We start from the raw sequence: 24,881 nt of genomic DNA on the forward strand, positions 1-24,881 counted from the left end.
AGCATAGAGCTTTTAGGTTGCGGCTTCACCGGTCAGCAGCACATCGCTCGGCGCATCGGCGCGTTGCCGGGCGGTGAGCTGGAAGTAGGCGAAGCCGACCGCCATGAAACCGAGGAAGATCAGGCCGATGGTGGTGTTGAACCAGGCCATGGCAACCAGGCAGACCAGCGCCAGGGCCAGGGCGATGCCCGGTACCAGCGGGTAGCCCGGGGCCATGAAGCTGCGCTCCAGGTTCGGCTCGCTCTGGCGCAGCTTGAACAGGCTGAGCATGCTCATGATGTACATGACGATGGCGCCGAACACGCTCATGGTGATCATCGCCGCGGTCAGGCTCATGCCCTGCAGGTTGATCAGGCCGTCGCTGTAGATCGCCGCGATGCCGACCACGCCGCCGGCGAGGATCGCCCGGTGCGGGGTGTGGAAGCGCGACAGCTTGGCCAGGCCCTTGGGCAGGTAGCCGGCGCGGGCCAGGGCGAAGAACTGCCGCGAGTAGCCGAGGATGATGCCGTGGAAGCTGGCCACCAGGCCGAACAGGCCGATCCACACCAGCATATGCAGCCAGCCGGAGTTTTCGCCGACCACGGTCTTCATGGCCTGTGGCAGCGGGTCGTTGATATTGGACAGGGCGGTCCAGTCGCCGACGCCGCCGGCCATGATCATCACCCCGAGCGCCAGCGCGACCAGGGTCAGGATGCCGCTCAGGTAGGCCTTGGGAATGGTGCGCTTGGGGTCCTTGGCTTCCTCGGCGGCCATTGCCGCGCCCTCGATGGCGAGGAAGAACCAGATGGCGAAGGGGATGGCGGCGAAGATCCCGGAAATCGCCGGCAGGCCGAAGTCGTTGCTGCCGGCCCAGCCATTGAGCACGAAATTGCTGAAGCTGAAGCCCGGTGCGACCACGCCCATGAACACCAGCAGTTCGGCCACGGCCAGCACGGTCACCACCAGCTCGAAGGTGGCGGCGATGCTCACCCCGACGATATTCAGGCCCATGAAGATGAGGTAGGCACCGACCGCCGCGTGCTTCGGATCGAGCCCGGGAAACTGCACGTTGAGGTAGGCGCCGATGGCCATGGCGATGGCCGGCGGGGCGAAGACGAACTCGATCAGCGTGGCCAGGCCGGCGATCAGCCCGCCTTTCTCGCCGAAGGCGCGGCGGCTGTAGGCGAACGGGCCGCCGGCATGGGGAATGGCGGTGGTCAGCTCGGTGAAGCTGAAGATGAAGCAGGTGTACATGGCCGCCACCATCAGCGCGGTGATCAGGAACCCGAGGGTTCCCGCCACGCCCCAGCCGTAGCTCCAGCCGAAATATTCCCCGGAAATCACCAGACCGACGGCGATACCCCAGAGGTGCAGGGTGCCGAGGCTGGCTTTGAGTTGTGTGGTCATGCGCTGTTCCCCTGTGCATTCAACCTGAGATGGGCGATGCAGTGCACTGCCTGTGCCAGGTTGGCGCAAGCCGCGCCAGCCGGCGCCTTGCATGGCGCAGGCGTGATCTGGCTGCTGCAGATTGGTGCGCGGCGCGCGGCCGGCGAATCGTTTCGGCACAGGCGCAGGCAGCGGTTTAGACGTGACGCCTGTCACACAACGGCAACCTGGTGCTGCTTCAATGCCGGCCATTCGCACTGTTCGGGATTCGTTTCATGGATGTTGTTCCCGCCCTGACCCATTTGCTGCGGCCGATTTCGCCCTTGCTCGCCACGCTCAGCATCAGCGACGTGGCCGACCAGTTGTTGCGCCCCGAGCACCAGGCCTTCCTCTCGCTGCCGGTGGTGGATGAGTACGGCCGGCCCCTGGGCCTGGTCAGCCGCTCGACCCTGCAGGACATCTTCATGCAGCGCTTCGGCCGCGACCTGTGGGGGCGCAAGCCGGTAAGCGAGGTGATGAATCCGGCGCCGCTGGTGGTCAGCCAGCACACCAGCCTGGAGGAGGCGGCGCGGCAGATCACCGCGCAGCTGCAGTCGCCGATCCGCGACGACTTCATCCTGGTCGACGAACACGGCCTGTATCGCGGCCTGGGCACCGTGCTCGACCTGCTCAAGGCCATGGAAAACCGGGTGACCCAGCGCAATCTGGTGCTGCGCAAGGCGCTGGTCGAGCTCAAGGAGTCCCAGGCGCAGCTGGTGCAGTCGGAGAAGATGGCCTCGCTGGGGCAGATGGTCGCCGGGGTGGCCCACGAGCTGAACACCCCACTGGGCTATGTGACGAACAACCTGCAGCTGCTGCGCGAGCTGACCCTGCCGTTGCTCGAATTGGCCGAGGCCCAGGCCCGGCTGGGCGACTGCCTGGCTGATCCGGCCTGCAGCGCAGCCGACCTGGCACAGGCCTTCGCCGGCGCTGCCCAGGCCCGCGAACTGGCGGCCCCCGAGCTGCTGGGCGACGACCTGACGCAACTGTTCGACGACACCACTTACGGCCTGCAGCAGATCGGCGAACTGGTGGTCGGCCTCAAGGACTTCGCCCGCCTGGATCGCGCCATGAGCGAGGAGGTCGATCTCAACGACTGCATCCGCAGCGCCCTGCTGATCGCTCGCAACAACATCAAGGACAAGGCCGAGGTGCAGCAGCAGCTCGGCGAGCTGCCGCGCATCGCCTGCGCGCCCTCGCAGATCAACCAGGTGCTGCTCAACCTGCTGAACAACGCGGCCCAGGCCATGGACGGCTTCGGCCGCATCCAGCTGAAGAGCTGGGCGGACGCCCGGCAGGTGCTGATCTCCGTGCAGGACAACGGCCGCGGCATGCCGCCGGAGGTGCTCAAGCGCATCTTCGACCCGTTCTTCACCACCAAGCCGGTGGGCCAGGGCACCGGCCTGGGCCTGTCGATCAGTTTCAAGATCATCCAGGACCACGGCGGCAGCATCCGCGTGGTGTCTGAACCGGGGCGCGGCACGCGCTTCCTCATCAGCCTGCCGCACGGCCAGGCTGCCGCCCTGCAACGGAGCGCCTGACGCATGAGCCAACCGATCCGCATCCTGTTCGTCGACGACGAGGAGCGCATCCTGCGCAGCCTCGCCCTGCAGTTTCGCCGCGACTACCAGGTGCTCACCGAGAGCGACCCGCGGCGCGCCCTGGAACGCCTGCGCCACGAGCCGGTGCAGGTGATCGTCAGCGACCAGCGCATGCCGCAGATGAGCGGCGCCGAGCTGCTGGCCCAGGCCCGCGAGCTGCAGCCGGACGCCATGCGCATCCTGCTGACTGGCTATTCCGACCTGGAGGCGGCGATCGAGGCCTTGAACGGCGGCGGCATCTTCCGCTACCTGACCAAGCCCTGGGACCCGCAGGAGATGGCCTTCACCCTGCGCCAGGCGGCGCAGATCGCCCTCAGCCAGCAGCAGCTGCCGGCGCCTGGCACATTGCCGGCCGTGCCGCAGGCGTTGAACCTGCTGCTGCTGGATGACGACGAGGAAACCTTCGACTGCGTGGGCGCCTTCTGCATGACCGGCGGCCATCGCCTGCTGCGGGCGGCCAGCCTGGGCGAGGCGCTGCGGGTGCTCAATGGCGAGCGGGTCGACCTGCTGGTCAGCGACCTGCGCCTGGCCGGCGAGGACACCGCGCCGCTGCTCAAGAGCCTGGCCCAGGCCCACCCGCAGCTGCTCAGCCTGGTGGTGACACCGTTCTGCGATACCCAGGCGCTGCTCAAGCTGATCAACGAGGCGCAGATCTTCCGCTACCTGCCCAAGCCAATCCGTCGTGGCCTGTTCGACAAGGGCCTGCGCGCCGCGGCCGAGCAGGCGCTGATCTACCGTGCGCAGCCGCAGCAGGTGGTCACTCGCCTGGCCGAGGTGCCGCGCGAACAGCCCGAACGCGAGCGGGTCGGCAGCCTGCTGGGCATGCTCGGCCGCCTGCGCGAACGGCTCAGCGCCTGAGCCACGGCCAGCCCGAGCCCTCGGTTCATTGATAAGGAGTATTCGGATGGACATTCGCCTGAACCCGCGCGCCGAGCGCGGCTGGCTGGTCGAGTTGGATCGCTGCGCCGTGCCTTTCTCTTCGCGCGAAGAGGCCGAGCGCTTCGTCGAGCGCCTGCGCCAGCGCCTGGCGGCCCCGCATCGTCTGCCGCTGCGGGACGCCGATGGCCGCCTGGCGCCGCCGCTCGAGCAGCCGGCCGCGGCTCTCTCGTAGTTCGGCCGCGCATGAAAAAGCCCCGCATGGCGGGGCTTAGCAGGGTGGTTCAGGATCTTTCCCAGTCGCGGCAACCTGTCGATTTCCGCGCTGGCGCACCCCGCGAGAAAGCGTGGTCAGGTTCTCAGAGCGGCTGGATCTTCACCAGCATGCCCAGGCTGCCGTGGTCCAGGTAGGTCAGTTCGCCATTCTTCAGGCGAGTGCGCTGCTTCATGTGCTCGCTGCCGGTGAGCAGGCCGTCGGCGTCGAACTGGTTGACCCAGATATTGGCGTCGATATCGACCAGGCGCTCCAGCAGGGTGAGGCCGATGGCGCCTTCCACCGGGTAGTGGCCGAACTGTTCGTTGCCGATGCTCAGCGCCGCCTTGCTCGGCACCGCGCCCAGGCTCTGGGTCCAGCCCTTGTGCAGCAACACCTGGTAACCACTGCCGGGGTTGAGCTTGTCGGCCACTTCGGTCAGCGCCACCGGGCGCTCGCTGGCGCTGATCGGCTGGGCGCCCAGGGCCCAGTCGTCCGGCGCCGGCTGGCTGGCCACCACCGGTTGGCCGGCCTGGCGGAACACGATGACCTCGATCTGGTACAGCGCATCGGCGAAGGCCGACGGTGCCAGCAGGCAGAGCAGCAGGGTGAAGTGGCGGAACGCGCGCATGGGGTCAGTCCTTTAAACAGATTGCGAGAGTAGACGCTCGAGCAGGGCCTCGAGGGTGTTGAAACGTTCTTCCGGGCGCTCCATCGGCACCTGGAACTTGAACATCGTTGCGCCTTCGAACTTGTAGCGCTTGGGCTGGCTCTGGATCAGCTTGATCAGGGTCAGCGGGTCGACGCAGGTGGTGGCGGCGAACTCGATGCGTCCGCCTTGCGGGCCGGCGTCGATCTTCCTGATCCCGAGCTTTTCCGCCTGCAGCTTGAGCAGGGTGATGCGCACCAGGTTCTTGGTCGGCTCCGGCAACAGGCCGAAGCGGTCGATCATCTCCACCTGCAGTTCCTTCAAGCCATCCTCGTCGGCGGCGTTGGCGATGCGCTTGTAGAGGATCAGGCGGGCATGCACGTCCGGCAGGTAGTCCTCGGGAATCAGCGCCGGCACCCGCAGGTTGATCTCCGGGCCGCCACCGAGCGGCTGGTCGAGGTTGGGCTGCTCGCCCTTGCGGATGGCTTTGACTGCGCGTTCGAGCATTTCCATGTACAGGGTGAAGCCCACCGCCTGGATCTGCCCGCTCTGGCCGTCGCCGAGCAGTTCGCCGGCGCCGCGGATTTCCAGGTCGTGGGTGGCCAGGACGAAGCCGGCGCCGAGGTCCTGGGCGTTGCTGATGGCCTCCAGGCGCTTTTGTGCGTCTTCGGTCATCTGCTTGCGCGGCGGGGTCAGCAGGTAGGCGTAGGCCTGGTGGTGGCTGCGGCCGACGCGGCCGCGCAGCTGGTGCAGCTGGGCCAGGCCGAACTTGTCGGCGCGCTCGATGATGATGGTGTTGGCGCTGGGCACGTCGATGCCGGTCTCGATGATGGTCGAGGCGATCAGCACGTTGAAGCGCTTGTGGTAGAAGTCGCTCATCACCTGTTCCAGCTCGCGCTCGCGCATCTGCCCGTGGCCGATGCCGATGCGTGCCTCCGGCACCAGCTCGGCCAGGTCGGCGGCGCACTTCTCGATGGTTTTCACATCGTTGTGCAGGTAGTACACCTGGCCGCCACGCAGCAGTTCACGGAGCAGGGCTTCCTTGATCGTCGGGTTGTTCTGCTCCATGACGAAGGTGCGTACCGACAGGCGGCGTGCCGGCGGGGTGGCGATGATCGACAGGTCGCGCATGCCCGACACCGCCATGTTCAGCGTTCTCGGGATAGGGGTCGCCGTGAGCGTGAGGATATCGACCTCACTGCGCAGGGCCTTGAGCTGCTCCTTCTGGCGCACGCCGAAGCGGTGTTCCTCGTCGATGATGCACAGGCCGAGGTCCTTGAAGCGCACATCGTCCTGCAGCAGCTTGTGGGTGCCGATGACGATGTCGATCTTGCCTTCGGCCAGCTTGGCCACGGCTTCGTTGACTTCCTTGGCCGACTTGAAGCGGCTCATCACCTCGACCGTCACCGGCCAGTCGGCGAAGCGGTCGCGGAAGCTGTTGTAGTGCTGCTGGGCGAGCAGGGTGGTGGGCACCAGTACCGCCACCTGGCGACCGCTGTGCACGGCGATGAAGGCCGCGCGCATGGCCACTTCGGTCTTGCCGAAGCCGACATCGCCGCAGACCAGGCGATCCATCGGCTTGGGCGCGAGCATGTCGGCCAGCACCGCTTCGATGGCGGTCTGCTGGTCCGGGGTTTCCTCGAAGGGGAAACCGGCGCTGAAGGTGGCGTAGTCGGCGGCCGGGTCCTTGAACGCATGGCCTTCGCGGGCGGCGCGGCGGGCGTAGATGTCGAGCAGCTCGGCGGCGACATCGCGCACCTGTTCGGCGGCCTTGCGCTTGGCCTTCTGCCAGGTTTCCGAGCCGAGCCGGTGCAGCGGGGCGAGGGCGTCGTCGCTGCCGGTGTAGCGGGCGATCAGGTGCAGGCTGGCCACCGGCACGTACAGCTTGGCTTCCTCGGCGTACATCAGGGCGAGGAATTCGGCGGCCTGGCCGTCGATTTCCAGGGTGATCAGGCCCAGGTAGCGGCCCACGCCGTGGTCGATATGCACCACCGGTGAGCCTTCGCGCAGCTCGGTGAGGTTCTTGATCACGTTGTCGCCGCCATCGCGCGACTTCTCGCGGCGGCGGCGCTGCATGACGCGCTGGCCGAACAGCGGGCTTTCGGCGATCAGGGCGATCTCGTCGAGCAGCAGGCCCTCGTCCAGCGGCGCGATGCAGATGCCCAGGCGCGATTTACTCTCGGCGAACTCCGGCCAGCCGCCGACCTCAACGGGCTTCAGCTTGAGGCGGGCGAGCAGCTCCAGCAGCACTTCGCGCCGGCCGGCGGATTCGGCGCAGAACAGCACGCGGCCCGGGTATTCCTCGATGAAGCGGCGCAGCGCCGCCAGCGGCTCGCTGGCCTTGGCCTGGATCGCCAGGTCGGGCAGGGCGCGGGCGTCGAAGCGTTCGCGGCCGACGCCGGTTTCGATGTCGGCCTGGTCGACCACCACCCGTGGCCAGCTCTTCAGGCGGGCGAAGCAGTCCTCCACCGGCAGGAACAGGTCGACCGGCGGCAGCAGCGGGCGCTCGGGGTCGACCTTGCGCTCTTCATAGCGGCTGCGGGCGTCGCTCCAGAAGTGTTCGGCGGCCTTCTCGATGCCCGGCAGGGAAAATACCTGGGTGTCGGCCGGCAGGTAGTCGAACAGGGTGGCGCTGTCCTCGAAGAACAGCGGCAGGTAGTACTCGATACCGGCCGGAGTGATGCCGGTGGAGAGGTCTTGGTAGATCGGGCAGCGGCGGAAATCCACGTCGAAACGCTCGCGGAAGCGGCCGCGAAAGTCGGTGACGGATTTCTTGTCCAGCGGGAACTCGCGGGCCGGCAGCAGGCGGATCGACTCGACCTTGTCCACCGAGCGCTGGGTTTCCGGGTCGAAGGTGCGCAGGGTCTCGATCTCGTCATCGAACAGGTCGATGCGGAACGGCGTCTCGCTGCCCATCGGGAACAGGTCGATCAACGCACCGCGCACGGCGAATTCGCCATGTTCATAGACCGTGTCGACGCAGCGGTAGCCGGCGGCTTCCAGGCGCGCGCGCATCTCGTCGACATCCAGCTTCTGGCCGACGTCCAGCACCAGCCCGGAGCCGAGCAGGAAGCGGGTCGGCGCCAGGCGGTGCAGGGCGGTGCTGATCGGCACCACCAGCACGCCGTGCTTGAGCTGTGGCAGGCGATACAGCGCGGCGATGCGCTGGGAGATGATGTCCTGGTGCGGCGAAAACAGGTCGTAGGGCAGGGTTTCCCAGTCGGGAAAGTGCAGCACTGGCAATTGCGGGGCAAAAAACGCCAGCTCCTCCTGCAGGCGCTCGGCGCTCTGGCTGTCGGCGGTCAGCAGCAGGGTGAAGCGCTTGGCGGCGCTGGCGGCTTCGGCAATCGCCAGGCTCAGCGCGGCCCCGGGCAGGTTGCCCCAGTGCTGCTTGCCGCTGGCGGCGGGTAGTTTCGGCAGGTGCAGTACGGACACGGGTGGCACTACGGCTGGGGAACAGGGTCGCGATTGTAACCAAGTGCAGGGTGGCCGGCGAGCCAGCCGAACGGCTGTGCGCTTGCACGGTTGCATTACCCTGTGTGGGCCGGCCTACACTGCAGCCAACCGACTCAAGGAGTGCGTCCATGGTTGTACAGCAGTCGTCTGCTTCTTCCTCCAGGGGGCTTGGCCTGATGGCCTGCACCGCCTTGGTGGTGGGCAACATGATCGGCTCGGGGATTTTTCTGCTGCCGGCCTCGCTGGCGCCCTACGGCCCCATCTCCCTTGGCGGCTGGCTGCTGACCTCTTGCGGCGCGCTGGTGCTGGCGATCCTGTTCGGTCGGCTGTCGCAACTGGTGCACAAGACGGGTGGCCCCTATGCCTATACCGAGGCGGGCTATGGCGAGTTCGCCGGGTTCCTGATTGCCTGGGGCTACTGGATCACCCTCTGGACCGGAAACGCCGCGGTGGCGGTGGCGCTGGCCGGCTATGTCGGCTACCTGTTCCCGGCGATCGGCGATTCTTCGGCCTACAGCCTGTTGACGGCTTTGGTGGCCATCTGGGTGCTGACGCTGATCAACGTGCGTGGGGTGAAAGAGGCGGGGGCGGTGCAGGTGCTGACCACTGTACTCAAGCTGGTGCCGCTGCTGCTGATCGGCGTGCTGGGCTGGTGGTGGGTGGAGCCCGCTCACTTCGCCGTGCTCAATCACAGCGATCAGTCCGACCTGGCGGCGATTTCCGCCGCGGCGGCGGTGACGCTGTGGGCCTTCCTCGGCCTGGAGTCGGCCACGGTACCGGCCGGCGAGGTCGTCGAGCCGGCGAAAACCATCCCGCGTGCCACCCTGTTCGGCGTGCTGCTGGCGGCCAGTGTGTACATGGCCGTGTCGGCGGTGGCCATGGGGGTGCTGCCAGCCGATCAGCTGGCGGCCTCCAGCGCACCGCTGGCCGATGTGGCGCGCTCGATGTGGGGTGAGCTCGGCGGCGTGCTGGTGGCTGTCGGGGCGGTGATCGCCACCTTCGGTACCCTCAACGGCTTTACTCTGCTGACCGGCCAGGTGCCGTATGGCGCTGCACTGGACCGGGTGTTTCCGCGCAGCCTGGGGCGTTTGTCGCGCTTCGGTACGCCGGCCAATGCGCTGGTGTTTTCCAACCTGCTGGCCTCGATCCTGGTGGTGATGAACTTCGCCCACGGCCTGGTCGGTGCGTTCAACGCGATCATCCTGCTGGCCGTCATGGCCAGCCTGGTGCCTTACGCCTTCTGTGCACTTGCCGAATTGATGATTCGTCTCAAGGGCAAGGAGGGGCTGCAGGGGGCCGCCCTGCTCAAGGTCAGCCTGCTCGGTGGGCTGGGTTTTCTCTACAGCGGCTGGGCCATCTACGGTGCCGGTGCCGAGACGGTCTATCTGGGCACCCTGTTGCTGCTTGCCGGCATACCGGTGCATGTCTGGATCAAGTGGCGCAACGACCGCGCCGACCGGCGCAGGGCATCCGCTTGAACCGATGCCCGGTGCCGGCGCTGCAGCTGCCGGCCCTGTGAGTTTTTACCCGCCCCTGCGCGGCGCATCTGGCGCCGGCCCCGCCCCGTATTTCGCGGCGCGCATGGGGCGGTTGGCGTCGAGCCTGGTCTGCCCAGCAGGCCGGGCATGCTCGCTGGGCTTCGTCGCGGTGCTCCTCAACCCAGCCTGCGCTTTATCGCCCTTGCAGCGCGTAACCGGGAGCGCAGTTGCCATTAACCGGCCCAGGGATGCTGTGCCGCGCTGCGGCGACAGGTGCGCATTGCTCAGGCGCGCGTGCGCCGTCATAATGTAGCCCCTTTTTTCAGCCCCTACATGTGGAAGGTATTGCCCGTGACTCAGAAGCCCGACCAGTGTCTCGGTGAGTGGATTGATCGCGAAGCCCTCGCAGAAGCGATGATTCCGATGATTGGCCAGCTCTACCGCAACAACAGTGTGGTGACCTCGATCTACGGCCGTGGTCTGATCAATCGTTCGGTGATCGACATTCTCAAAGCTCACCGCTTCGCCCGTCACCGCCTGGCTGGCGACAGCGAACTGTCGGTGCACGATACCTTCCCGATCCTCAAGGCCATGGGCGAGCTCAAGCTGGGCGCCGCTTCCGTGGACCTGGGCAAGATGGCCAGCAAGTTCAAGGCCGAAGGCGCCGGTCGTAGCGTCGAGCAGTTCGTCAAGGACGAGCTGAGCGATGTGGTCGGCAAGCAGAACGGTTCCGGCCGCGAAGGCACCGACGTGGTGCTGTACGGCTTCGGTCGCATCGGCCGCCTGCTGGCGCGCATCCTGATCGAGAAGACCGGTGGTGGCGACGGCCTGCGTCTGCGCGCCATCGTCGTGCGCAAGGGTGCGACCAACGACCTGGTCAAGCGCGCCAGCCTGCTGCGTCGCGACTCGGTACACGGCAAGTTCAACGGCACCATCACCATCGATGAAGCCAACAATACCCTGACCGCCAACGGCAACCTGATCCAGGTGATCTACGCCAAGTCGCCGACTGAAGTCGACTACACCCAGTACGGCATCAAGAACGCCCTGCTGGTCGATAACACCGGCGTCTGGCGTGACGCCGAGGGCCTGGGCCAGCACCTGGCCTGCCCGGGTGTCGACCGCGTGGTGCTGACCGCACCGGGCAAGGGCGCGCTGAAGAACATCGTGCATGGCATCAACCATGGCGAAATCACCGCCGACGACAAGATCATCTCGGCTGCTTCCTGCACCACCAACGCCATCGTGCCGGTGCTCAAGGCGGTGAATGACCAGTACGGCATCGTCAACGGCCATGTCGAAACCGTGCACTCGTACACCAACGACCAGAACCTGATCGACAACTTCCACAAGGGCGATCGCCGTGGTCGCAGCGCGCCGCTGAACATGGTGATCACCGAGACCGGTGCCGCCACTGCCGCCGCCAAGGCGCTGCCGGTACTGAAAGGCAAGCTGACCGGCAACGCCATTCGCGTACCGACGCCGAACGTGTCGATGGCCATCCTCAACCTGAACCTGGAGAAGGCCACCAGCCGCGAAGAGATCAACGAATACCTGCGCCAGATGGCCATGCATTCGGATCTGCAGAAGCAGATCGACTTCGTCCAGTCGCAGGAAGTGGTCTCCACCGACTTCGTCGGCTCGCGCCATGCCGGTGTGGTCGATGCCGAAGCCACCATCGTCAACGACAACCGCGTCGTGCTGTACGTGTGGTACGACAACGAGTTCGGCTACAGCTGCCAGGTGGTGCGCGTGATGGAAGAGATGGCCGGGGTCAACCCGCCAGCCTTCCCGCGCTAAGAAACCGAATAGAAGCAGCTGCGCGTCGGTCATGCTGCGTTGAAATCGGGCTCGGGCTGCTCATTTACAGCTCGTAAACTCCGCGCCCTCGCCCGATTTCGCCTTGCTTGACTCTAGCTCGCAAGCTCCTAATCAGTTTCTTCGTGCCAATATCATCAAAACGGGAGCCTAGGCTCCCGTTTTGCGTTTCAGCGATCTGCCAAGAGCTGTTCGCGCAAACTGTCCGACAGGCCTTCGGGCGCCAGCCAGATGCCCAGGTAGGCGCGGGCCAGTTCGGTGTTGTGGCTGCGAAAGACCTCGCTACCGTTGCGCTCCAGGGTCAGGCCGGCGTCGGGGCTGTAGTTCAGGGCGTAGCGGTCGCCAGGCTGGATGTCGCGGAAGGTGGCGTGCAGGGCGTCCAGCTCGTGTTTCAGTTTTGCCAGTTGGGCGGCACCGTGCTGGCGTTCCAGGGTCACCCAGGCGGCCTTGATCACATCTTCCTTGGCGATGTCGCGGTAGTAATACAGTTCCAGGCGCTGCCTGGCCGGCTGGCTGGCGGCGCGAGAGGGGCTGGTCGCGGCTTCGGTATAAAAGGCCGCGGCATACACATCGGCCCACAGGTAGGTGAGCAGGGCCTGGTTCTTGCGCACCAGGGTGAAGCCGGCCTGCTGGTGGCTTGCGCTGAAGGCGGCCTGATCGAGGCGCTCGCTGTTGGCCTGCAGTGGTCCGCTGGTCAGCAGCAGGAGGGTGAGCAGCAGTCGGCGCATGGCAATGACTCGTCGAGGTAATGAGTCTTTTTTGCCAGAGTTGAGGCCGGCGTCAAGCTGTCCGCTGTTGCCTGTTGTTACGACTGCGCGGTCTGGATTGGCACTGCCGGGTGGGCAGTTGCGTCTTATGTTCTTATAATCCCAAGTCTTTTCACCCCGGAACCTGGCGTTTGGCGTCCGCTGTCGAGCGGCTGCCTGGTGTTCATTTAGGCTTTCCGGCTGTATCCCGACTCTGTGGAAACACTGGTTTCAGTGTTTGGATCACCCAATGATCAAGATTAAATCCGGGCTGGATCTGCCGATCAGCGGCGCCCCCGAGCAGCGCATCGAGGCCGCTCGTGCGGTACGCAGCGTGGCCGTGCTGGGCTGCGATTATCACGGCATGAAGCCGACCATGGCGGTGCAGCTGGGCGAGCGGGTCAAGCTCGGCCAGTTGCTGTTTTCCGACAAGAAGAACCCGGGCGTGCATTTCACCGCACCGGGAGCCGGCGTGGTCAGCGCCATCCACCGCGGCGAACAGCGGGTCCTGCAGTCGGTGGTGGTCGACCTGGATGGCGATGAGGCCATCGAGTTTGCCCGCTACGAGGCCGGCCAGCTGGCTGGCCTGGAACCCCAGGCGGTACGGGACAACCTGCAGCAGTCCGGCCTGTGGACCGCGCTGCGCAGCCGTCCGTTCAGCAAAGTGCCGGCCATCGATGCCGTGCCCGGCTCGATCTTCGTCACCGCCATCGACACTCATCCGCTGGCCGCCGATCCGGTCCTGGTGATCGCCGAGCGTGCGAGCGATTTCGAGAACGGCCTCAAGGTGCTGGCGCGCCTGGCCAAGGTGTTCCTGTGCAAGGCCGCCGGCGTCAGCCTGCCGGGCGAGAGCCTGGCCGGGGTGCAGGTCGAAGGCTTCGCCGGGCCGCATCCGGCCGGTCTGCCGGGCACCCATATGCATTTCCTCGATCCGGTCAGCGCCAGCAAGAGCGTGTGGCAGATCGGCTACCAGGACGTGATCGCCGTTGGCGCGTTATTCACCAGCGGTCGATTGAATGTCGAGCGCGTGGTGGCTCTTGGCGGTCCGGTGGTGGGCCAGCCGCGCCTGCTGCGTACCCGCCTGGGGGCCAACCTGGACGAGCTGAGCGCCGGCGAGCTGCAGCCCGGCCACAATCGGGTGATTTCCGGCTCGGTGCTGGGTGGCCGTACCGCCCGTGGCGCCTTCGCCTTCCTCGGTCGCTACCACGTGCAGGTGTCCTGCCTGCACGAGGGCCGCGAGCGCGAGCTGCTGCATTACCTGCGCGCCGGGGTGAACAAGCACTCGGTGCTGAACATCTTCGTCTCCAAGCTGCTGGCGGCCAAGCGCTTCGCCTTCGACACCAGCACCAATGGCAGCCCGCGCGCCATGGTGCCGGTGGGCAACTACGAGGCGGTGATGCCGCTGGATATCCTGCCCACCCAGCTCCTGCGCTACCTGATCGTCGGCGACACCGAAATGGCGCAGAAGCTCGGCTGCCTGGAGCTGGACGAGGAAGACCTGGCCCTGTGCACCTATGTCTGCGCCGGCAAGTACGAATACGGCCCGATCCTGCGGGACAACCTGACTCGCATCGAGAAGGAGGGCTGATCCATGTCCTTGCGTAAATTCCTCGACAAGATCGAGCACAACTTCGAACAGGGAGGCCGCTTCGAGAAGTGGTATGCGCTGTACGAAGCCGTCGACACCTTCTTCTACCGTCCGGGCAGCGTGACCAAGACCACCGCCCACGTGCGCGACGGCATCGACCTCAAGCGCATGATGATGACGGTGTGGTTCTGCACCCTGCCGGCCATGCTGTTCGGCATGTGGAACATCGGCTACCAGGCCAACAGCCTCTTCGCCGGCAACGCCGAGCTGCTGGCGGCCCAGGACGGCTGGCGCTTCGGCCTGGTCGGCGCGCTGGCGGGCTTCGACCCGAACAGCCTGTGGGACAACTTTATCCAGGGTGCGGCCTTCTTCCTGCCGGTATACCTGACCACCTTCATCGTCGGCGGTTTCTGGGAAGTGCTGTTCGCCTCCATCCGTCGCCACGAGGTCAACGAGGGCTTCTTCGTCACCTCGGTGCTGTTCGCCCTGACCCTGCCGCCGGACATCCCGCTGTGGCAGGTGGCCCTGGGTATCAGCTTCGGCGTGGTGATCGGCAAGGAAGTGTTCGGCGGTACCGGCAAGAACTTCCTCAACCCGGCCCTGGTCGGACGTGCCTTCCTGTTCTTCGCTTACCCGGCGCAGATGTCCGGTGATGCGGTGTGGACCTCGGTGGACGGCTATGCCGGCGCCACCGCCCTGTCGGTGGCCGCGGCCGGCGGCATTGAGCAGGTCGCCGCCAATGGCCTGACCTGGTGGAATGCCTTCGTCGGCCTGGAACAGGGCTCCATGGGCGAGACCAGCACTCTGGCCATCTTCATCGGCGGGGCCTTCCTGTTGCTGAGCAAGATTGCCTCCTGGCGCATCGTCACCGGCGTGATGCTCGGCATGATCGCCATGAGCACTCTGTTCAACGCCATCGGCTCGGACAGCAATCCGATGTTCGCCATGCCCTGGCACTGGCACCTGGTGGTCGGCGGCTTCGCCTTCGGCATGATCTTCATGGCCACCGACCCGGTGTCGGCAGCCATGACCAACACCGGCAAGTGGTTGTTCGGTGCGCTGATCGGGGTGATGGTGGTGCTGATCCGCGTGGTCAACCCGGCCTATCCGGAGGGCATGATGCTGGCGATTCTGTTCGCCAACCTCTGTGCGCCGCTGATCGACCATTTCGTCGTGCAGGCCAATATCAAGCGGAGGCTGGCTCGTGGCTAAGCAAGAATCTACTGCGCGCACGCTGACCGTGGCGCTGCTGGTGTGCCTGGTCTGCTCGGTGTTCGTCGCCGGTGCGGCCGTGGCGCTGAAACCGACCCAGGTGGAGAACCGCGAGCTGGACAAGCAGCGCAGCATCCTGGCCATCGCCGGTCTGGGACAGGATGGCATGTCGGCCAAGGCGATCAAGGCGCTGTATGCCGAACGGATCAAGGCTCGCGTGGTGGATCTGGAGAAGGGAGCCTTCAGCGATGCCCAGGATGCCGCCGGCTTCGACCCGCTCAAGGCGGCCAAGGACCCGGCGCTGTCCGATGCGCTGACTGGCAGCCAGGACATCGCCTCGATCAAGCGCCGCGAGCGGCTTTCCACCGTGTATCTGGTGGAAACCGATGGCCAGCTCGATACCCTGATCCTGCCGGTGCGCGGCTACGGCCTGTGGTCGACCTTGTACGGTTTCATCGCCATCAAGGGCGACCTGAATACCGTGGTCGGCTTCGGCTTCTACCAGCACGGCGAGACCCCGGGCCTGGGCGGCGAGGTGGACAATCCGAAATGGAAGGCACTGTGGTCCGGCAAGACCCTGTTCGATGAGCAGGGCGCGCTTGCCGTGGAGATCATCAAGGGCAGCGTCGATCCGCAGTCGGCCAAGGCCGCACACCAGGTCGACGGCCTGGCGGGCGCCACTCTGACCAGCAAGGGCGTCAACAACCTGCTGCATTTCTGGCTGGGTGAGAACGGTTTCGGTCCGCTGCTGGCCAACATTAAGAAAGGGGAGGCATGAGCATGTCGCAACCCACCTACAAGAGTGTGCTGCTCGACCCGATCGTGCACAACAACCCCATCGGCCTGCAGATCCTCGGTATCTGCTCGGCGTTGGCGGTGACCTCCAATCTGAAGACCGCGCTGGTGATGTCGATCGCCCTGACCCTGGTGACGGCCTTCTCCAACCTGTTCATCTCGATGATCCGCCAGCAGATCCCCAGCAGCATCCGCATGATCGTGCAGATGGTGATCATCGCCTCGCTGGTGATAGTGGTGGACCAGGTGCTGAAAGCCTTCGCCTACTCGCTGGCCAAGCAACTGTCGGTGTTTGTCGGCCTGATCATCACCAACTGCATCGTCATGGGCCGCGCCGAAGCCTTCGCCATGCAGAACCCGCCGCTGCTGTCGTTCTGTGACGGCATTGGCAACGGCCTGGGCTACAGCGCCATGCTGGTCATCCTCGGGGTGATCCGCGAGCTGTTCGGTGCCGGCAAGCTGCTCGGCTACAGCGTGCTGCCCACGGTCAGCGAGGGCGGCTGGTACCAGCCCAACGGCCTGCTGTTGTTGCCGCCTTCGGCGTTCTTCCTGATCGGCCTGATCATCTGGGCGCTGCGCAGCTGGAAACCGCAGCAGAAGGAAGCCCCGGCCTTGCGCATGGCGCCGCAAGTCTCGGATAAGGAGGCCTACTGATGGAACACTACCTCAGCCTGTTCGTGAAGGCCGTGTTCATCGAGAACATGGCCCTGGCCTTCTTCCTCGGCATGTGCAGCTTCATCGCCATTTCCAAGAAGGTCGAGACGGCCATCGGCCTCGGTATCGCCGTGGTGGTGGTACAGGCCATCACCGTGCCGGCCAACAACCTGCTGTACACCTACCTGCTCAAGGAAGGCGCGCTGGCCTGGGCTGGCCTGCCGGAGGTGGACCTGTCCTTCCTCGGCCTGCTCAGTTACATCGGGGTGATCGCCGCCATCGTGCAGATCCTCGAGATGCTCCTGGATAAGTACGTGCCGGCGCTCTACAACGCCCTCGGCGTGTTCCTGCCGCTGATCACGGTGAACTGCGTGATCATGGCCGGCTCGCTGTTCATGGTCGAGCGCGACTACAACCTCGGCGAGAGCGTGGTCTATGGCTTCGGTTCGGGGATTTCCTGGGCCCTGGCCATCGCCTTGCTGGCCGGCATCCGCGAGAAGCTCAAGTACAGCGATGTACCAGAAGGCCTGCAGGGCCTGGGCATCACCTTCATCACCATCGGTCTGATGTCGTTGGGCTTCATGTCCTTCGGCGGCATTCAACTCTAAGGAGCGCCTGATGGGTTTTGAAATCTCTCTGGCCATCGGCATGTTCACCGCCATCGTCCTGGCACTGGTGGTGATCATTCTGGCGGCGCGCGCCAAGCTGGTGTCCAGTGGCGACGTGAATATCGTTATCAACGGTGAGCGCACCCTGACCGTGCCGGCTGGCGGCAAGTTGCTGCAGACCCTGGCGGCGAATAACGTGTTCCTGTCCTCGGCCTGTGGCGGTGGCGGCACCTGCGCCCAGTGCAAGTGCATCGTCGAGTCCGGCGGCGGCGAGATGCTGCCGACCGAGGAGTCGCATTTCACCAAGCGCGAGGCCAAGGCCGGCTGGCGCCTGTCGTGCCAGACCCCGGTCAAGCAGGACATGCACATCGAAGTCTCGGAAGAAGTCTTCGGCGTGAAGAAGTGGGAATGTACGGTGGAGTCCAACCCCAACGTCGCCACCTTCATCAAGGAGCTGACCCTGCGCCTGCCGGAAGGCGAGAGCGTGGACTTCCGCGCCGGTGGCTACGTGCAGCTGGAGTGCCCGCCGCACGAGGTGGCCTACAAGGACTTCGACATCCAGCCCGAGTACCGCGGTGACTGGGACAAGTTCAACCAATGGAAGTACGTGTCCAAGGTCGACGAGACGGTGATCCGCGCCTACTCCATGGCCAACTACCCGGATGAGAAGGGCATCGTCAAATTCAACATCCGCATCGCCTCGCCGCCGCCGGGCAAGGATCATCTGCCGCCAGGGCAGATGTCGTCCTGGGTGTTCGGCCTCAAACCGGGCGACAAGGTCACCGTGTATGGCCCGTTCGGCGAGTTCTTCGCCAAGGACAGCGATGCCGAGATGATCTTCATCGGCGGTGGTGCCGGCATGGCGCCGATGCGCTCGCACATCTTCGACCAGCTCAAGCGCCTCGGTTCCAAGCGCAAGATCAGCTTCTGGTACGGTGCGCGCTCGCTGCGCGAGGCCTTCTATGTCGAGGAGTACGACCAGTTGGCCGCGGAAAACTCCAACTTCGAGTGGCACCTGGCGCTGTCCGACCCGCAGCCGGAAGACAACTGGACCGGCCTCAAGGGCTTCATCCACAACGTGCTGTTCGAACAGTACCTGAAGAACCATCCGGCGCCGGAAGACTGCGAGTTCTACATGTGCGGCCCGCCCATGATGAATGCCGCGGTGATCAAGATGCTGCTGGACCTGGGTGTGGAACGCGAGAACATCCTGCTGGACGATTTCGGTGGTTAGAACGCTGCTGTTCGCCGTGCTCGGCCTGCTGCTGGCCGGTTGTGGCGAGAAAATCGAGGAATTCGGCGGCCCGACCATGGGCAGCCACTACTCGCTGAAATACGTGGCAGGCGAGGGCGTCCCCGAGTCCGCCGAGCTCAAGGCCGAGGTGGATGGCCTGCTGGCCGAGGTGGACCGGCAGATGTCCACCTGGCGTGCCGACTCCGATCTGTCCGAGTTCAACCGCCTGCCGGCCGGCAGCTGCCGCGCCATGCCGGTTCCGGTGCTGGCGCTGGTGCGTTTCGGCGAGCAGCTGGCGCTCGACAGCGACGGTGCCTTCGACCTGACCATCCAGCCGCTGCTGGAGCTGTGGGGCTTCGGCGCGCAGTCACGCGTCGAGCGGGTGCCGAGCGCCGAGCAGATCGCCGTGGCGCGGGCCAACGTCGGCCACCGGCACCTGCGCATCGACGGCGCCCGGCTGTGCAAGGACGCCGCCGTACAGCTCGACCTCAACAGCATCGCCGCCGGCTACACGGTGGACCGCATCGCCGCGCGCCTGGCCGAGCTGGGCGTGCGCAGCTACCTGCTGGATGTCACCGGCGAACTCAAGGCGCTCGGGCGCAAGCCGGATGGCTCGCCCTGGCGCATCGCCATCGAGGCACCGCGCGACGACCAGCAGGTGGCGCAGCGGGTGCTGGCGCTGGACGGCCTGGGGGTTTCCACCTCCGGCGACTACCGCAACTACTTCGAGCAGAACGGCCGGCGCTACTCGCACACCATCGACCCGCAGAGCGGCGCGCCGATCAGCCATCGCCTGGCGTCGGTGACCGTGGTCGATGCGCAGGCCATGCGCGCCGACGGCTTGTCGACCCTGCTCATGGTGCTGGGGCCGCAGCGCGGCTTCGCCTACGCTGAACAGGCGGGGGTGGCGGCATTCTTCGTCAACCGTGAAGGCACCGGTTTCGTCACCCGGGCGACGCCGGCTTTCGAGCGCCAGTTCGGCGCAGGAGCACAACCATGACCTGGCTACTGGTATTCATCGTCATGCTGCTGGTGGTGCTGGGCATGGCCGTCGGCGTGCTGATGGGGCGCAAGCCGATTGCCGGCTCCTGCGGTGGCATCGCCGCCCTGGGCATCGAGAAGGAGTGCTCGCTCTGTGGCGGCAGCCGCGAGAAGTGCGAGGAAGTGAATCGCGACCAGGATGTAGTGAAGACAAAGCTCGCCTACGACGCGACCAAGCGCTAATGTGCGGCGCGAACCGGCATGGTTAAGCTATGCCGACGATTCTAGTGCTGTGGCCATGGGGTGCCGCAGCCCTGTCCGGGTTCCTGACGCGAAGCCCGGTGCGTGATGAGGAGTAAGCATGGCGGTCTACAACTACGACGTGGTGGTGTTGGGCTCGGGCCCGGCGGGTGAAGGCGCGGCAATGAACGCGGCCAAGGCCGGGCGCAAGGTGGCGGTGGTCGATAACCGTCCGCAGGTCGGCGGCAACTGCACCCACCTCGGTACCATCCCGTCCAAGGCCCTGCGCCACTCGGTGCGGCAGATCATGCAGTACAACACCAACCCGCTGTTCCGCCAGATCGGCGAGCCGCGCTGGTTCTCCTTCCCCGACGTGCTGAAGAGCGCCGAGCGGGTGATCGCCAAGCAGGTCGCCTCGCGCACCGGCTACTACGCGCGCAATCGCATCGACGTGTTCTTCGGCACCGCCAGCTTCGCCGACGAGCAGACCGTGGAAGTGGTGTGCCCCAGCGGCGTGGTGGAAAAACTGGTGGCCAAGCAGATCGTCATCGCCACCGGCTCGCGCCCCTATCGCCCGGCCGACGTGGACTTCCACCACCCGCGCATCTACGACAGCGACACCATCCTCAGCCTGACCCACACGCCGCGTCGGATCATCATCTACGGCGCCGGGGTGATCGGCTCCGAGTACGCCTCGATCTTCAGCGGCCTGGGTGTACTGGTCGACCTGATCGACAACCGCGACCAGCTGCTCAGCTTCCTCGACGACGAGATCTCCGATGCGCTGAGCTACCACCTGCGCAACAACAACGTGCTGATCCGCCACAACGAGGAGTACGAGCGCGTCGAGGGGGTGGAGCACGGGGTGGTCCTGCACCTCAAGTCCGGCAAGAAGATCAAGGCCGACGCCTTCCTCTGGTGCAACGGGCGTACCGGCAACACCGACAAGCTGGGCCTGGAAAACATCGGCATCAAGGTCAACGGCCGCGGGCAGATCGAGGTGGATCAGTCCTACCGCACCGAGATCAGCAATATCTTCGCCGCCGGTGACGTGATCGGCTGGCCGAGCCTGGCCAGCGCCGCCTACGACCAGGGCCGTTCGGCCGCCGGCAGCGCGGTGGAGAACGACACCTGGCGCTTCGTCGACGACGTGCCGACCGGCATCTACACCATTCCGGAGATCAGCTCGATCGGCAAGAACGAGAAGGAGCTGACCCAGGCCAAGATCCCCTACGAAGTGGGCAAGGCCTTCTTCAAGGGCATGGCCCGGGCGCAGATCTCCCACGAGCCGGTGGGCATGCTGAAGATCCTGTTCCACCGCGAGACCCTGGAAATCCTCGGCGTGCACTGCTTCGGCTACCAGGCCTCGGAGATCGTCCACATCGGCCAGGCGATCATGAACCAGAAGGGCGAGGCGAACAGCATCAAGTACTTCGTCAACACCACCTTCAACTACCCGACCATGGCCGAGGCCTATCGGGTGGCGGCGTTCGACGGTCTCAACCGGCTTTTTTGAGCGGCTCCGACCGGTGGCCTGAGCCGGTCGGGGTGGATCCCTTCAGCGATTCCCGCGAGTGGCGCTGGCCGAACCGGGAGAGCTTCTGACCAGGCAGCACAAAAAAACCGGCCCATGGGCCGGTTTTTTATTGCTGCAGCTCGGTAGTTCAGCGCTCCAGCGTATCGACCGCCAGCCCGGGGAAGTCGGTGATGATGCTGTCCACGCCGAAATCCGCCAGGCGCCGCATCAGCGCGGCATCGTTGACCGTCCACACCGACACGTGCAGCCCGGCCTTCTGCGCCTTGGCCAGGCGTTCCGGGGTGCACAGGGTCCAGTTCAGGGCGAGCATCGAGCAGCCGTGGTGGGCCGCGACCTTCAGCGGGTCGAGCCAGTCGTACTCGGCGACCAGGCCGCGCGACAGTTCCGGGGCCAGGCGCTTGAGGGCGCGCAGCACTTCGCGCGAGCTGCTGGTCACGGTGATGCGCTCGCTGATGGCGAAGCGTTCGGCCAGGGACTGGATCGCCAGGACTATGCGGGCGGCGCGCACCCGCGAGGCACTTTTCACTTCCAGTTGCCAGTGCTCGAACGGGCATTGCTCGAACAGGCTGGCCAGGGTCGGGATCGGGCAGGGCGTCTTCCAGTCGGGGCCGCCGTGGCGGGCGTCGTAGCCCACCAGTTCGGCGGCCTCGTGCTCGACCACCTTGCCGCGCCGCCCGGTGGTGCGCTTGAGGGTGGTGTCGTGGATCACCATCAGCTCGCCGTCGCGCGACAGGTGCAGGTCCAGCTCGCAGCGGGTGACACCGTGTTTGAGGCATTGCTGGAAGCTGGCGAGGGTGTTTTCCGGCGCTTCGCCCTTGGCGCCGCGGTGGCCGTAGATAAGGGTCACTGTTGTTCCTTGGGGGTGGGGTAACGGGGCTGGTGGTGGAGCACGCTGTTGACCACGTGATCGTACTCGAAATACACGCTGAACTCGCGGTAGTCCCAGCGGGTGATCGGCGGCTGGCCGACCGCGGCGTGTTCCTCGTCGGCCAGGCCGAAGCGTTCCAGCACCGAGCGCTGCGACTGGCCACGCTGGGGCAGCTCGATAGCGGTTTGGCCTTGCTGGCCAAGCGGGATCTCGATGGTTTCGGCGGCGGCTGGCAGAGCCAGGCTGAAGGCAAGCAGGCTGAGGTACGGCAGGCGTGGCCTCATCGGTGCTGCTCGCGGGCCAGGCGGCGCTGTTGCGCCTGCTTCTGCAGGATATGTCGGGCCAGCAGCTGGCGCTGGGCATCGGTCAGGGCCTCGAACTCGGTGCCGATCTCGAACTGGCCGTCCTCGCGCACCTGGCAGTGCATGACCCTGGCCCGCAGCAGCAGGCCGAGGGCTTGCGGCATCAGCACCATCTTCAGCGCCAGGTGGCTGCCGGGTTCGATCGCCTGCACATGGTTGAAGCTGATGCCGCCCTCGGACATTGACACCTGGCGCGCCGCGCCGATATCGCGCAGCAGGTTCTGCGCCAGGGCCTGGCCAAGTAGGTCGATGCGCTTGTTCATCACCTTCAGGTAGTTGGCCAGGGTGCGGTCGCGCTCGCTGATATGGCGCAGCAGGTGCTGCGACTCGAAGTCCATCAGGTGCAGGTCGCTGAGCAGATTGAACAGCGGCGAGGCATCGTGCAGCGCGTCACTGGCCAGTGCTTGCGGCCCGGAAAGCAGGCTGAAATCCAGTGCGATCGTATCCTCGATACGGTAGTATTCGCGGCGATCATCAGCGTCTCGATACGACATGGCGAACCCATGGCAGCAGTGGTGGTCTGAGTGTAAAGCTGCTCGCCTAGCCCCGCCACAAGGACGTTTCTTCTTTCGCCAGCGAACCCCATACATGTTCAGACCCTTGCCGTTCTTTATCGGCTTGCGTTACACGCGGGCCAAGCGTCGTAGCCTTTTCGTCTCCTTCATTTCCCTCACCTCGATCATCGGCCTCGCCCTGGGCGTGCTGGTGATGATCGTCGTGCTGTCGGTGATGAACGGCTTCGACCGCGAGATGCGCGACCGCGTGCTGGGCATGGTGCCGCATGCCACCCTCGAGAGCAGCCAGCCGCTGCCGGACTGGCAACGCGTCGCCGCCCGGCTGGCCGAGAATCCGCAGGTCGTGGCCATGGCGCCCTTCACCCAGATGCAGGGCCTGCTGACCAACAACGGTCAGGTACAGAAGATCCTGATCAACGCCATCGACCCGCTCGAGGAGCGCAAGGTCTCGATCATCGGCGATTTCTTCGTCAAGGACCAAGGCGCGCTCGAGTCCCTGCAGCCGGGCGACTTCGGCATCGCCATCGGCGATCTGGCGGCGAAGAAGCTGGGCCTGGCGCTTGGCGACAAGGTCACCTTCGTCGCCCCCGAGGTGGCGGTCACCCCGGCCGGTATGTTCCCGCGCATGAAGCGATTCACCGTGGTCGGCATCTTCCATGTCGGCGCCGGCGAGATCGATGGCCATGTGGCCATGGTGCATGTGCAGGATGCCGGGCGCCTGCTGCGCATGAAGCCGGGCGAGGTGCAGGGCATCCGCCTCAAGCTGCAGGACCTGTTCGAGGCGCCGCGGGTGGCCTGGGAACTGACCCAGTCGCTGCGCGCCGAGGATTTCTATGCGCGCGACTGGACCGCGACCCACGGCAACCTGTACCAGGCGATCCGCATGGAGAAGGCCATGATCGGCCTGCTGCTGTTGCTGATCGTCGCGGTCGCCGCGTTCAACATCGTCTCCACCCTGGTCATGGTGGTGACCGACAAGCAGGCGGATATCGCCATCCTGCGCACCCTCGGCGCCACGCCGCGGCAGATCATGCTGACCTTCATGGTGCAGGGCACCGTGATCGGCGTGGTCGGCACCCTGGTCGGCGGCGTGCTGGGCGTGCTCGCCGCGCTCAATGTCAGCGCGGCGATCAAGTGGCTGGAGGGCGTGCTGGGCATCCAGTTCCTCAATGCCGAGGTGTATTTCATCGACTACCTGCCTTCGCAGGTGCAGGTCGAGGACGTGGTGCTGGTGTGCGCCGCGGCGTTGCTCCTGAGTTTCTTTGCCACCCTTTACCCGGCTCGGCGTGCGGCGCGCACCCAGCCCGCGGAGGCTTTGCGTTATGAGTGATAAGGCAGTCCTGAGTTGCCGCAACCTGGGCAAGAGCTACGAGGAAGGCCCGCAGACGGTGGAGGTCCTGGCGGGCGTGGCGCTGGAGCTGCTGCCCGGCGAGCGGGTGGCCATCGTCGGCTCCTCCGGCTCCGGCAAGAGCACCCTGCTGAACATGCTCGGCGGCCTGGATACGCCGAGCCAGGGCAGCGTCTGGCTGGCCGGCGAGGAGCTGTCCGCCCTCAACGAGACGGCGCGCGGCCTGTTGCGCAACCGTGCGCTGGGCTTCGTCTACCAGTTCCACCACCTGCTGCCGGAGTTCACCGCCCTGGAGAACGTGTGCATGCCGCTGCTGATCGGCAAGACGCCGATCGCCGAGGCCCGCCAGCGCGCCACCGCGCTGCTGGAACGGGTCGGCCTGGGCCATCGCTTGAGCCACAAGCCGGCCGAGCTGTCCGGCGGCGAGCGCCAGCGCGTGGCCATCGCCCGTGCCCTGGTCAACCGGCCGGCGCTGGTGCTGCTCGACGAGCCCACCGGCAACCTCGACCAGCACACCGCCCACGGCATCCAGGAGCTGATGCGCGAACTCAGCGTCTCGTCGCAGACCGCCTTCCTGGTGGTGACCCACGACCTGCAGCTGGCCCAGCAGATGGACCGGGTGCTGCGTCTGGAAGAAGGCCGGCTGGTGGCTGCCTAA

The 24,881-nt window shown here is 65.7% G+C and carries 23 protein-coding genes; 16 read left to right on the forward strand and 7 right to left on the reverse strand.

What is annotated here, in order from left to right; all coding sequences use genetic code 11:
* Nucleotides 1-12: 12 nt before the first annotated feature.
* Entirely contained in the window at nucleotides 13-1,386 is a 1,374-nt protein-coding gene (gene eat, locus F3I62_RS17280) for an ethanolamine permease (RefSeq protein WP_160490880.1), read from the reverse strand.
* Nucleotides 1,387-1,640: 254 nt separating this feature from the next.
* On the opposite strand from eat, the gene F3I62_RS17285 reads away from it, so the two are divergent.
* From F3I62_RS17285 to F3I62_RS17295, 3 genes are read left to right on the forward strand one after another with little or no spacing between them, the layout of a single operon-like run.
* Nucleotides 1,641-2,945 carry a sensor histidine kinase gene (locus F3I62_RS17285; protein ID WP_160490881.1) on the forward strand — a complete coding sequence of 435 codons (1,305 nt, stop codon included), beginning with the start codon at nucleotides 1,641-1,643 and terminating at the stop codon, nucleotides 2,943-2,945.
* Nucleotides 2,946-2,948: 3 nt separating this feature from the next.
* Nucleotides 2,949-3,863 (forward strand): response regulator, encoded by a 915-nt coding sequence (locus F3I62_RS17290; protein WP_160490882.1) that lies wholly within the window; start codon nucleotides 2,949-2,951, stop codon nucleotides 3,861-3,863.
* Nucleotides 3,864-3,909: 46 nt separating this feature from the next.
* Nucleotides 3,910-4,116, forward strand: coding sequence for a hypothetical protein (locus tag F3I62_RS17295; RefSeq protein ID WP_160490883.1), 207 nt, complete (start codon nucleotides 3,910-3,912; stop codon nucleotides 4,114-4,116).
* A 124-nt stretch (nucleotides 4,117-4,240) separates the two neighbouring features.
* Here F3I62_RS17295 and F3I62_RS17300 read toward each other — a convergent pair whose 3' ends face one another.
* Together F3I62_RS17300 and mfd are read right to left on the reverse strand one after the other, a co-directional pair.
* Entirely contained in the window at nucleotides 4,241-4,765 is a 525-nt protein-coding gene (locus F3I62_RS17300) for a CsiV family protein (RefSeq protein WP_160490884.1), read from the reverse strand.
* Nucleotides 4,766-4,777: 12 nt separating this feature from the next.
* Nucleotides 4,778-8,218 (reverse strand): transcription-repair coupling factor, encoded by a 3,441-nt coding sequence (gene mfd / locus F3I62_RS17305; protein WP_160490885.1) that lies wholly within the window; start codon nucleotides 8,216-8,218, stop codon nucleotides 4,778-4,780.
* 149 nt (nucleotides 8,219-8,367) lie between these two features.
* Here mfd and F3I62_RS17310 point away from each other — a divergent pair, with 149 nt between their 5' ends.
* Together F3I62_RS17310 and F3I62_RS17315 are read left to right on the forward strand one after the other, a co-directional pair.
* The gene (locus tag F3I62_RS17310; protein WP_160490886.1) at nucleotides 8,368-9,717 is read left to right on the forward strand and encodes an amino acid permease; all 1,350 of its coding nucleotides are present in this window, start codon (nucleotides 8,368-8,370) and stop codon (nucleotides 9,715-9,717) included.
* A gap of 333 nt (nucleotides 9,718-10,050) precedes the next feature.
* Nucleotides 10,051-11,517, forward strand: coding sequence for a glyceraldehyde-3-phosphate dehydrogenase (locus F3I62_RS17315; protein ID WP_160490887.1), 1,467 nt, complete (start codon nucleotides 10,051-10,053; stop codon nucleotides 11,515-11,517).
* A 188-nt stretch (nucleotides 11,518-11,705) separates the two neighbouring features.
* On the opposite strand, the gene F3I62_RS17320 is transcribed toward F3I62_RS17315, so the two are convergent.
* A complete protein-coding gene (locus tag F3I62_RS17320; RefSeq protein WP_160490888.1) occupies nucleotides 11,706-12,263 on the reverse strand; it encodes a chalcone isomerase family protein in 558 nt (185 codons plus the stop codon).
* A 268-nt stretch (nucleotides 12,264-12,531) separates the two neighbouring features.
* Between F3I62_RS17320 and F3I62_RS17325 the strand changes: the two genes are divergently transcribed.
* The 9 genes from F3I62_RS17325 (at nucleotide 12,532) to sthA (ending at nucleotide 21,109) form a co-directional block, all read left to right on the forward strand.
* A complete protein-coding gene (locus F3I62_RS17325; RefSeq protein WP_160490889.1) occupies nucleotides 12,532-13,869 on the forward strand; it encodes a Na(+)-translocating NADH-quinone reductase subunit A in 1,338 nt (445 codons plus the stop codon).
* Nucleotides 13,870-13,872: 3 nt separating this feature from the next.
* Complete coding sequence (locus F3I62_RS17330; RefSeq protein ID WP_160490890.1) at nucleotides 13,873-15,081, forward strand: NADH:ubiquinone reductase (Na(+)-transporting) subunit B; 1,209 nt, start codon at nucleotides 13,873-13,875, stop codon at nucleotides 15,079-15,081.
* Complete coding sequence (locus F3I62_RS17335) at nucleotides 15,074-15,859, forward strand: Na(+)-translocating NADH-quinone reductase subunit C (protein WP_160490891.1); 786 nt, start codon at nucleotides 15,074-15,076, stop codon at nucleotides 15,857-15,859. The genes F3I62_RS17330 and F3I62_RS17335 overlap by 8 nt, the downstream gene beginning before the upstream one ends.
* The gene (locus F3I62_RS17340) at nucleotides 15,856-16,530 is read left to right on the forward strand and encodes an NADH:ubiquinone reductase (Na(+)-transporting) subunit D (RefSeq protein ID WP_178122530.1); all 675 of its coding nucleotides are present in this window, start codon (nucleotides 15,856-15,858) and stop codon (nucleotides 16,528-16,530) included. Before F3I62_RS17335 ends, F3I62_RS17340 begins: the two co-directional genes overlap by 4 nt.
* Nucleotides 16,530-17,138: an NADH:ubiquinone reductase (Na(+)-transporting) subunit E gene (gene nqrE / locus F3I62_RS17345; protein WP_160490893.1), complete on the forward strand. Its 609-nt coding sequence runs from the start codon at nucleotides 16,530-16,532 to the stop codon at nucleotides 17,136-17,138. Before F3I62_RS17340 ends, nqrE begins: the two co-directional genes overlap by 1 nt.
* A 7-nt stretch (nucleotides 17,139-17,145) precedes the next feature.
* A complete protein-coding gene (gene nqrF / locus F3I62_RS17350) occupies nucleotides 17,146-18,372 on the forward strand; it encodes an NADH:ubiquinone reductase (Na(+)-transporting) subunit F (protein WP_178122532.1) in 1,227 nt (408 codons plus the stop codon).
* The gene (locus F3I62_RS17355; RefSeq protein WP_372240150.1) at nucleotides 18,365-19,372 is read left to right on the forward strand and encodes an FAD:protein FMN transferase; all 1,008 of its coding nucleotides are present in this window, start codon (nucleotides 18,365-18,367) and stop codon (nucleotides 19,370-19,372) included. The genes nqrF and F3I62_RS17355 overlap by 8 nt, the downstream gene beginning before the upstream one ends.
* Nucleotides 19,369-19,596 carry a (Na+)-NQR maturation NqrM gene (gene nqrM, locus F3I62_RS17360; protein WP_160490895.1) on the forward strand — a complete coding sequence of 76 codons (228 nt, stop codon included), beginning with the start codon at nucleotides 19,369-19,371 and terminating at the stop codon, nucleotides 19,594-19,596. Before F3I62_RS17355 ends, nqrM begins: the two co-directional genes overlap by 4 nt.
* A gap of 118 nt (nucleotides 19,597-19,714) precedes the next feature.
* Nucleotides 19,715-21,109: a Si-specific NAD(P)(+) transhydrogenase gene (gene sthA, locus F3I62_RS17365; RefSeq protein ID WP_160490896.1), complete on the forward strand. Its 1,395-nt coding sequence runs from the start codon at nucleotides 19,715-19,717 to the stop codon at nucleotides 21,107-21,109.
* A gap of 148 nt (nucleotides 21,110-21,257) precedes the next feature.
* Here sthA and F3I62_RS17370 read toward each other — a convergent pair whose 3' ends face one another.
* Genes F3I62_RS17370 through F3I62_RS17380 form a run of 3 tightly spaced genes read right to left on the reverse strand, consistent with a single transcriptional unit; the run spans nucleotide 21,258 to nucleotide 22,854 of the window.
* The gene (locus F3I62_RS17370; protein ID WP_160490897.1) at nucleotides 21,258-21,977 is read right to left on the reverse strand and encodes a glycerophosphodiester phosphodiesterase; all 720 of its coding nucleotides are present in this window, start codon (nucleotides 21,975-21,977) and stop codon (nucleotides 21,258-21,260) included.
* On the reverse strand, nucleotides 21,974-22,282 hold the full coding sequence (locus F3I62_RS17375; protein ID WP_160490898.1) for a phosphodiesterase: 309 nt from the start codon (nucleotides 22,280-22,282) through the stop codon (nucleotides 21,974-21,976). The genes F3I62_RS17370 and F3I62_RS17375 overlap by 4 nt, the downstream gene beginning before the upstream one ends.
* The gene (locus F3I62_RS17380; protein ID WP_160490899.1) at nucleotides 22,279-22,854 is read right to left on the reverse strand and encodes a PilZ domain-containing protein; all 576 of its coding nucleotides are present in this window, start codon (nucleotides 22,852-22,854) and stop codon (nucleotides 22,279-22,281) included. The genes F3I62_RS17375 and F3I62_RS17380 overlap by 4 nt, the downstream gene beginning before the upstream one ends.
* 94 nt (nucleotides 22,855-22,948) lie before the next feature.
* On the opposite strand from F3I62_RS17380, the gene F3I62_RS17385 reads away from it, so the two are divergent.
* Nucleotides 22,949-24,205, forward strand: coding sequence for a lipoprotein-releasing ABC transporter permease subunit (locus tag F3I62_RS17385; protein WP_160490900.1), 1,257 nt, complete (start codon nucleotides 22,949-22,951; stop codon nucleotides 24,203-24,205).
* Nucleotides 24,198-24,881 (forward strand): lipoprotein-releasing ABC transporter ATP-binding protein LolD, encoded by a 684-nt coding sequence (lolD, locus tag F3I62_RS17390; RefSeq protein ID WP_160490901.1) that lies wholly within the window; start codon nucleotides 24,198-24,200, stop codon nucleotides 24,879-24,881. Before F3I62_RS17385 ends, lolD begins: the two co-directional genes overlap by 8 nt.

This window comes from Pseudomonas sp. R-28-1W-6 (genome assembly GCF_009799925.1).
Lineage (GTDB): Bacteria > Pseudomonadota > Gammaproteobacteria > Pseudomonadales > Pseudomonadaceae > Aquipseudomonas.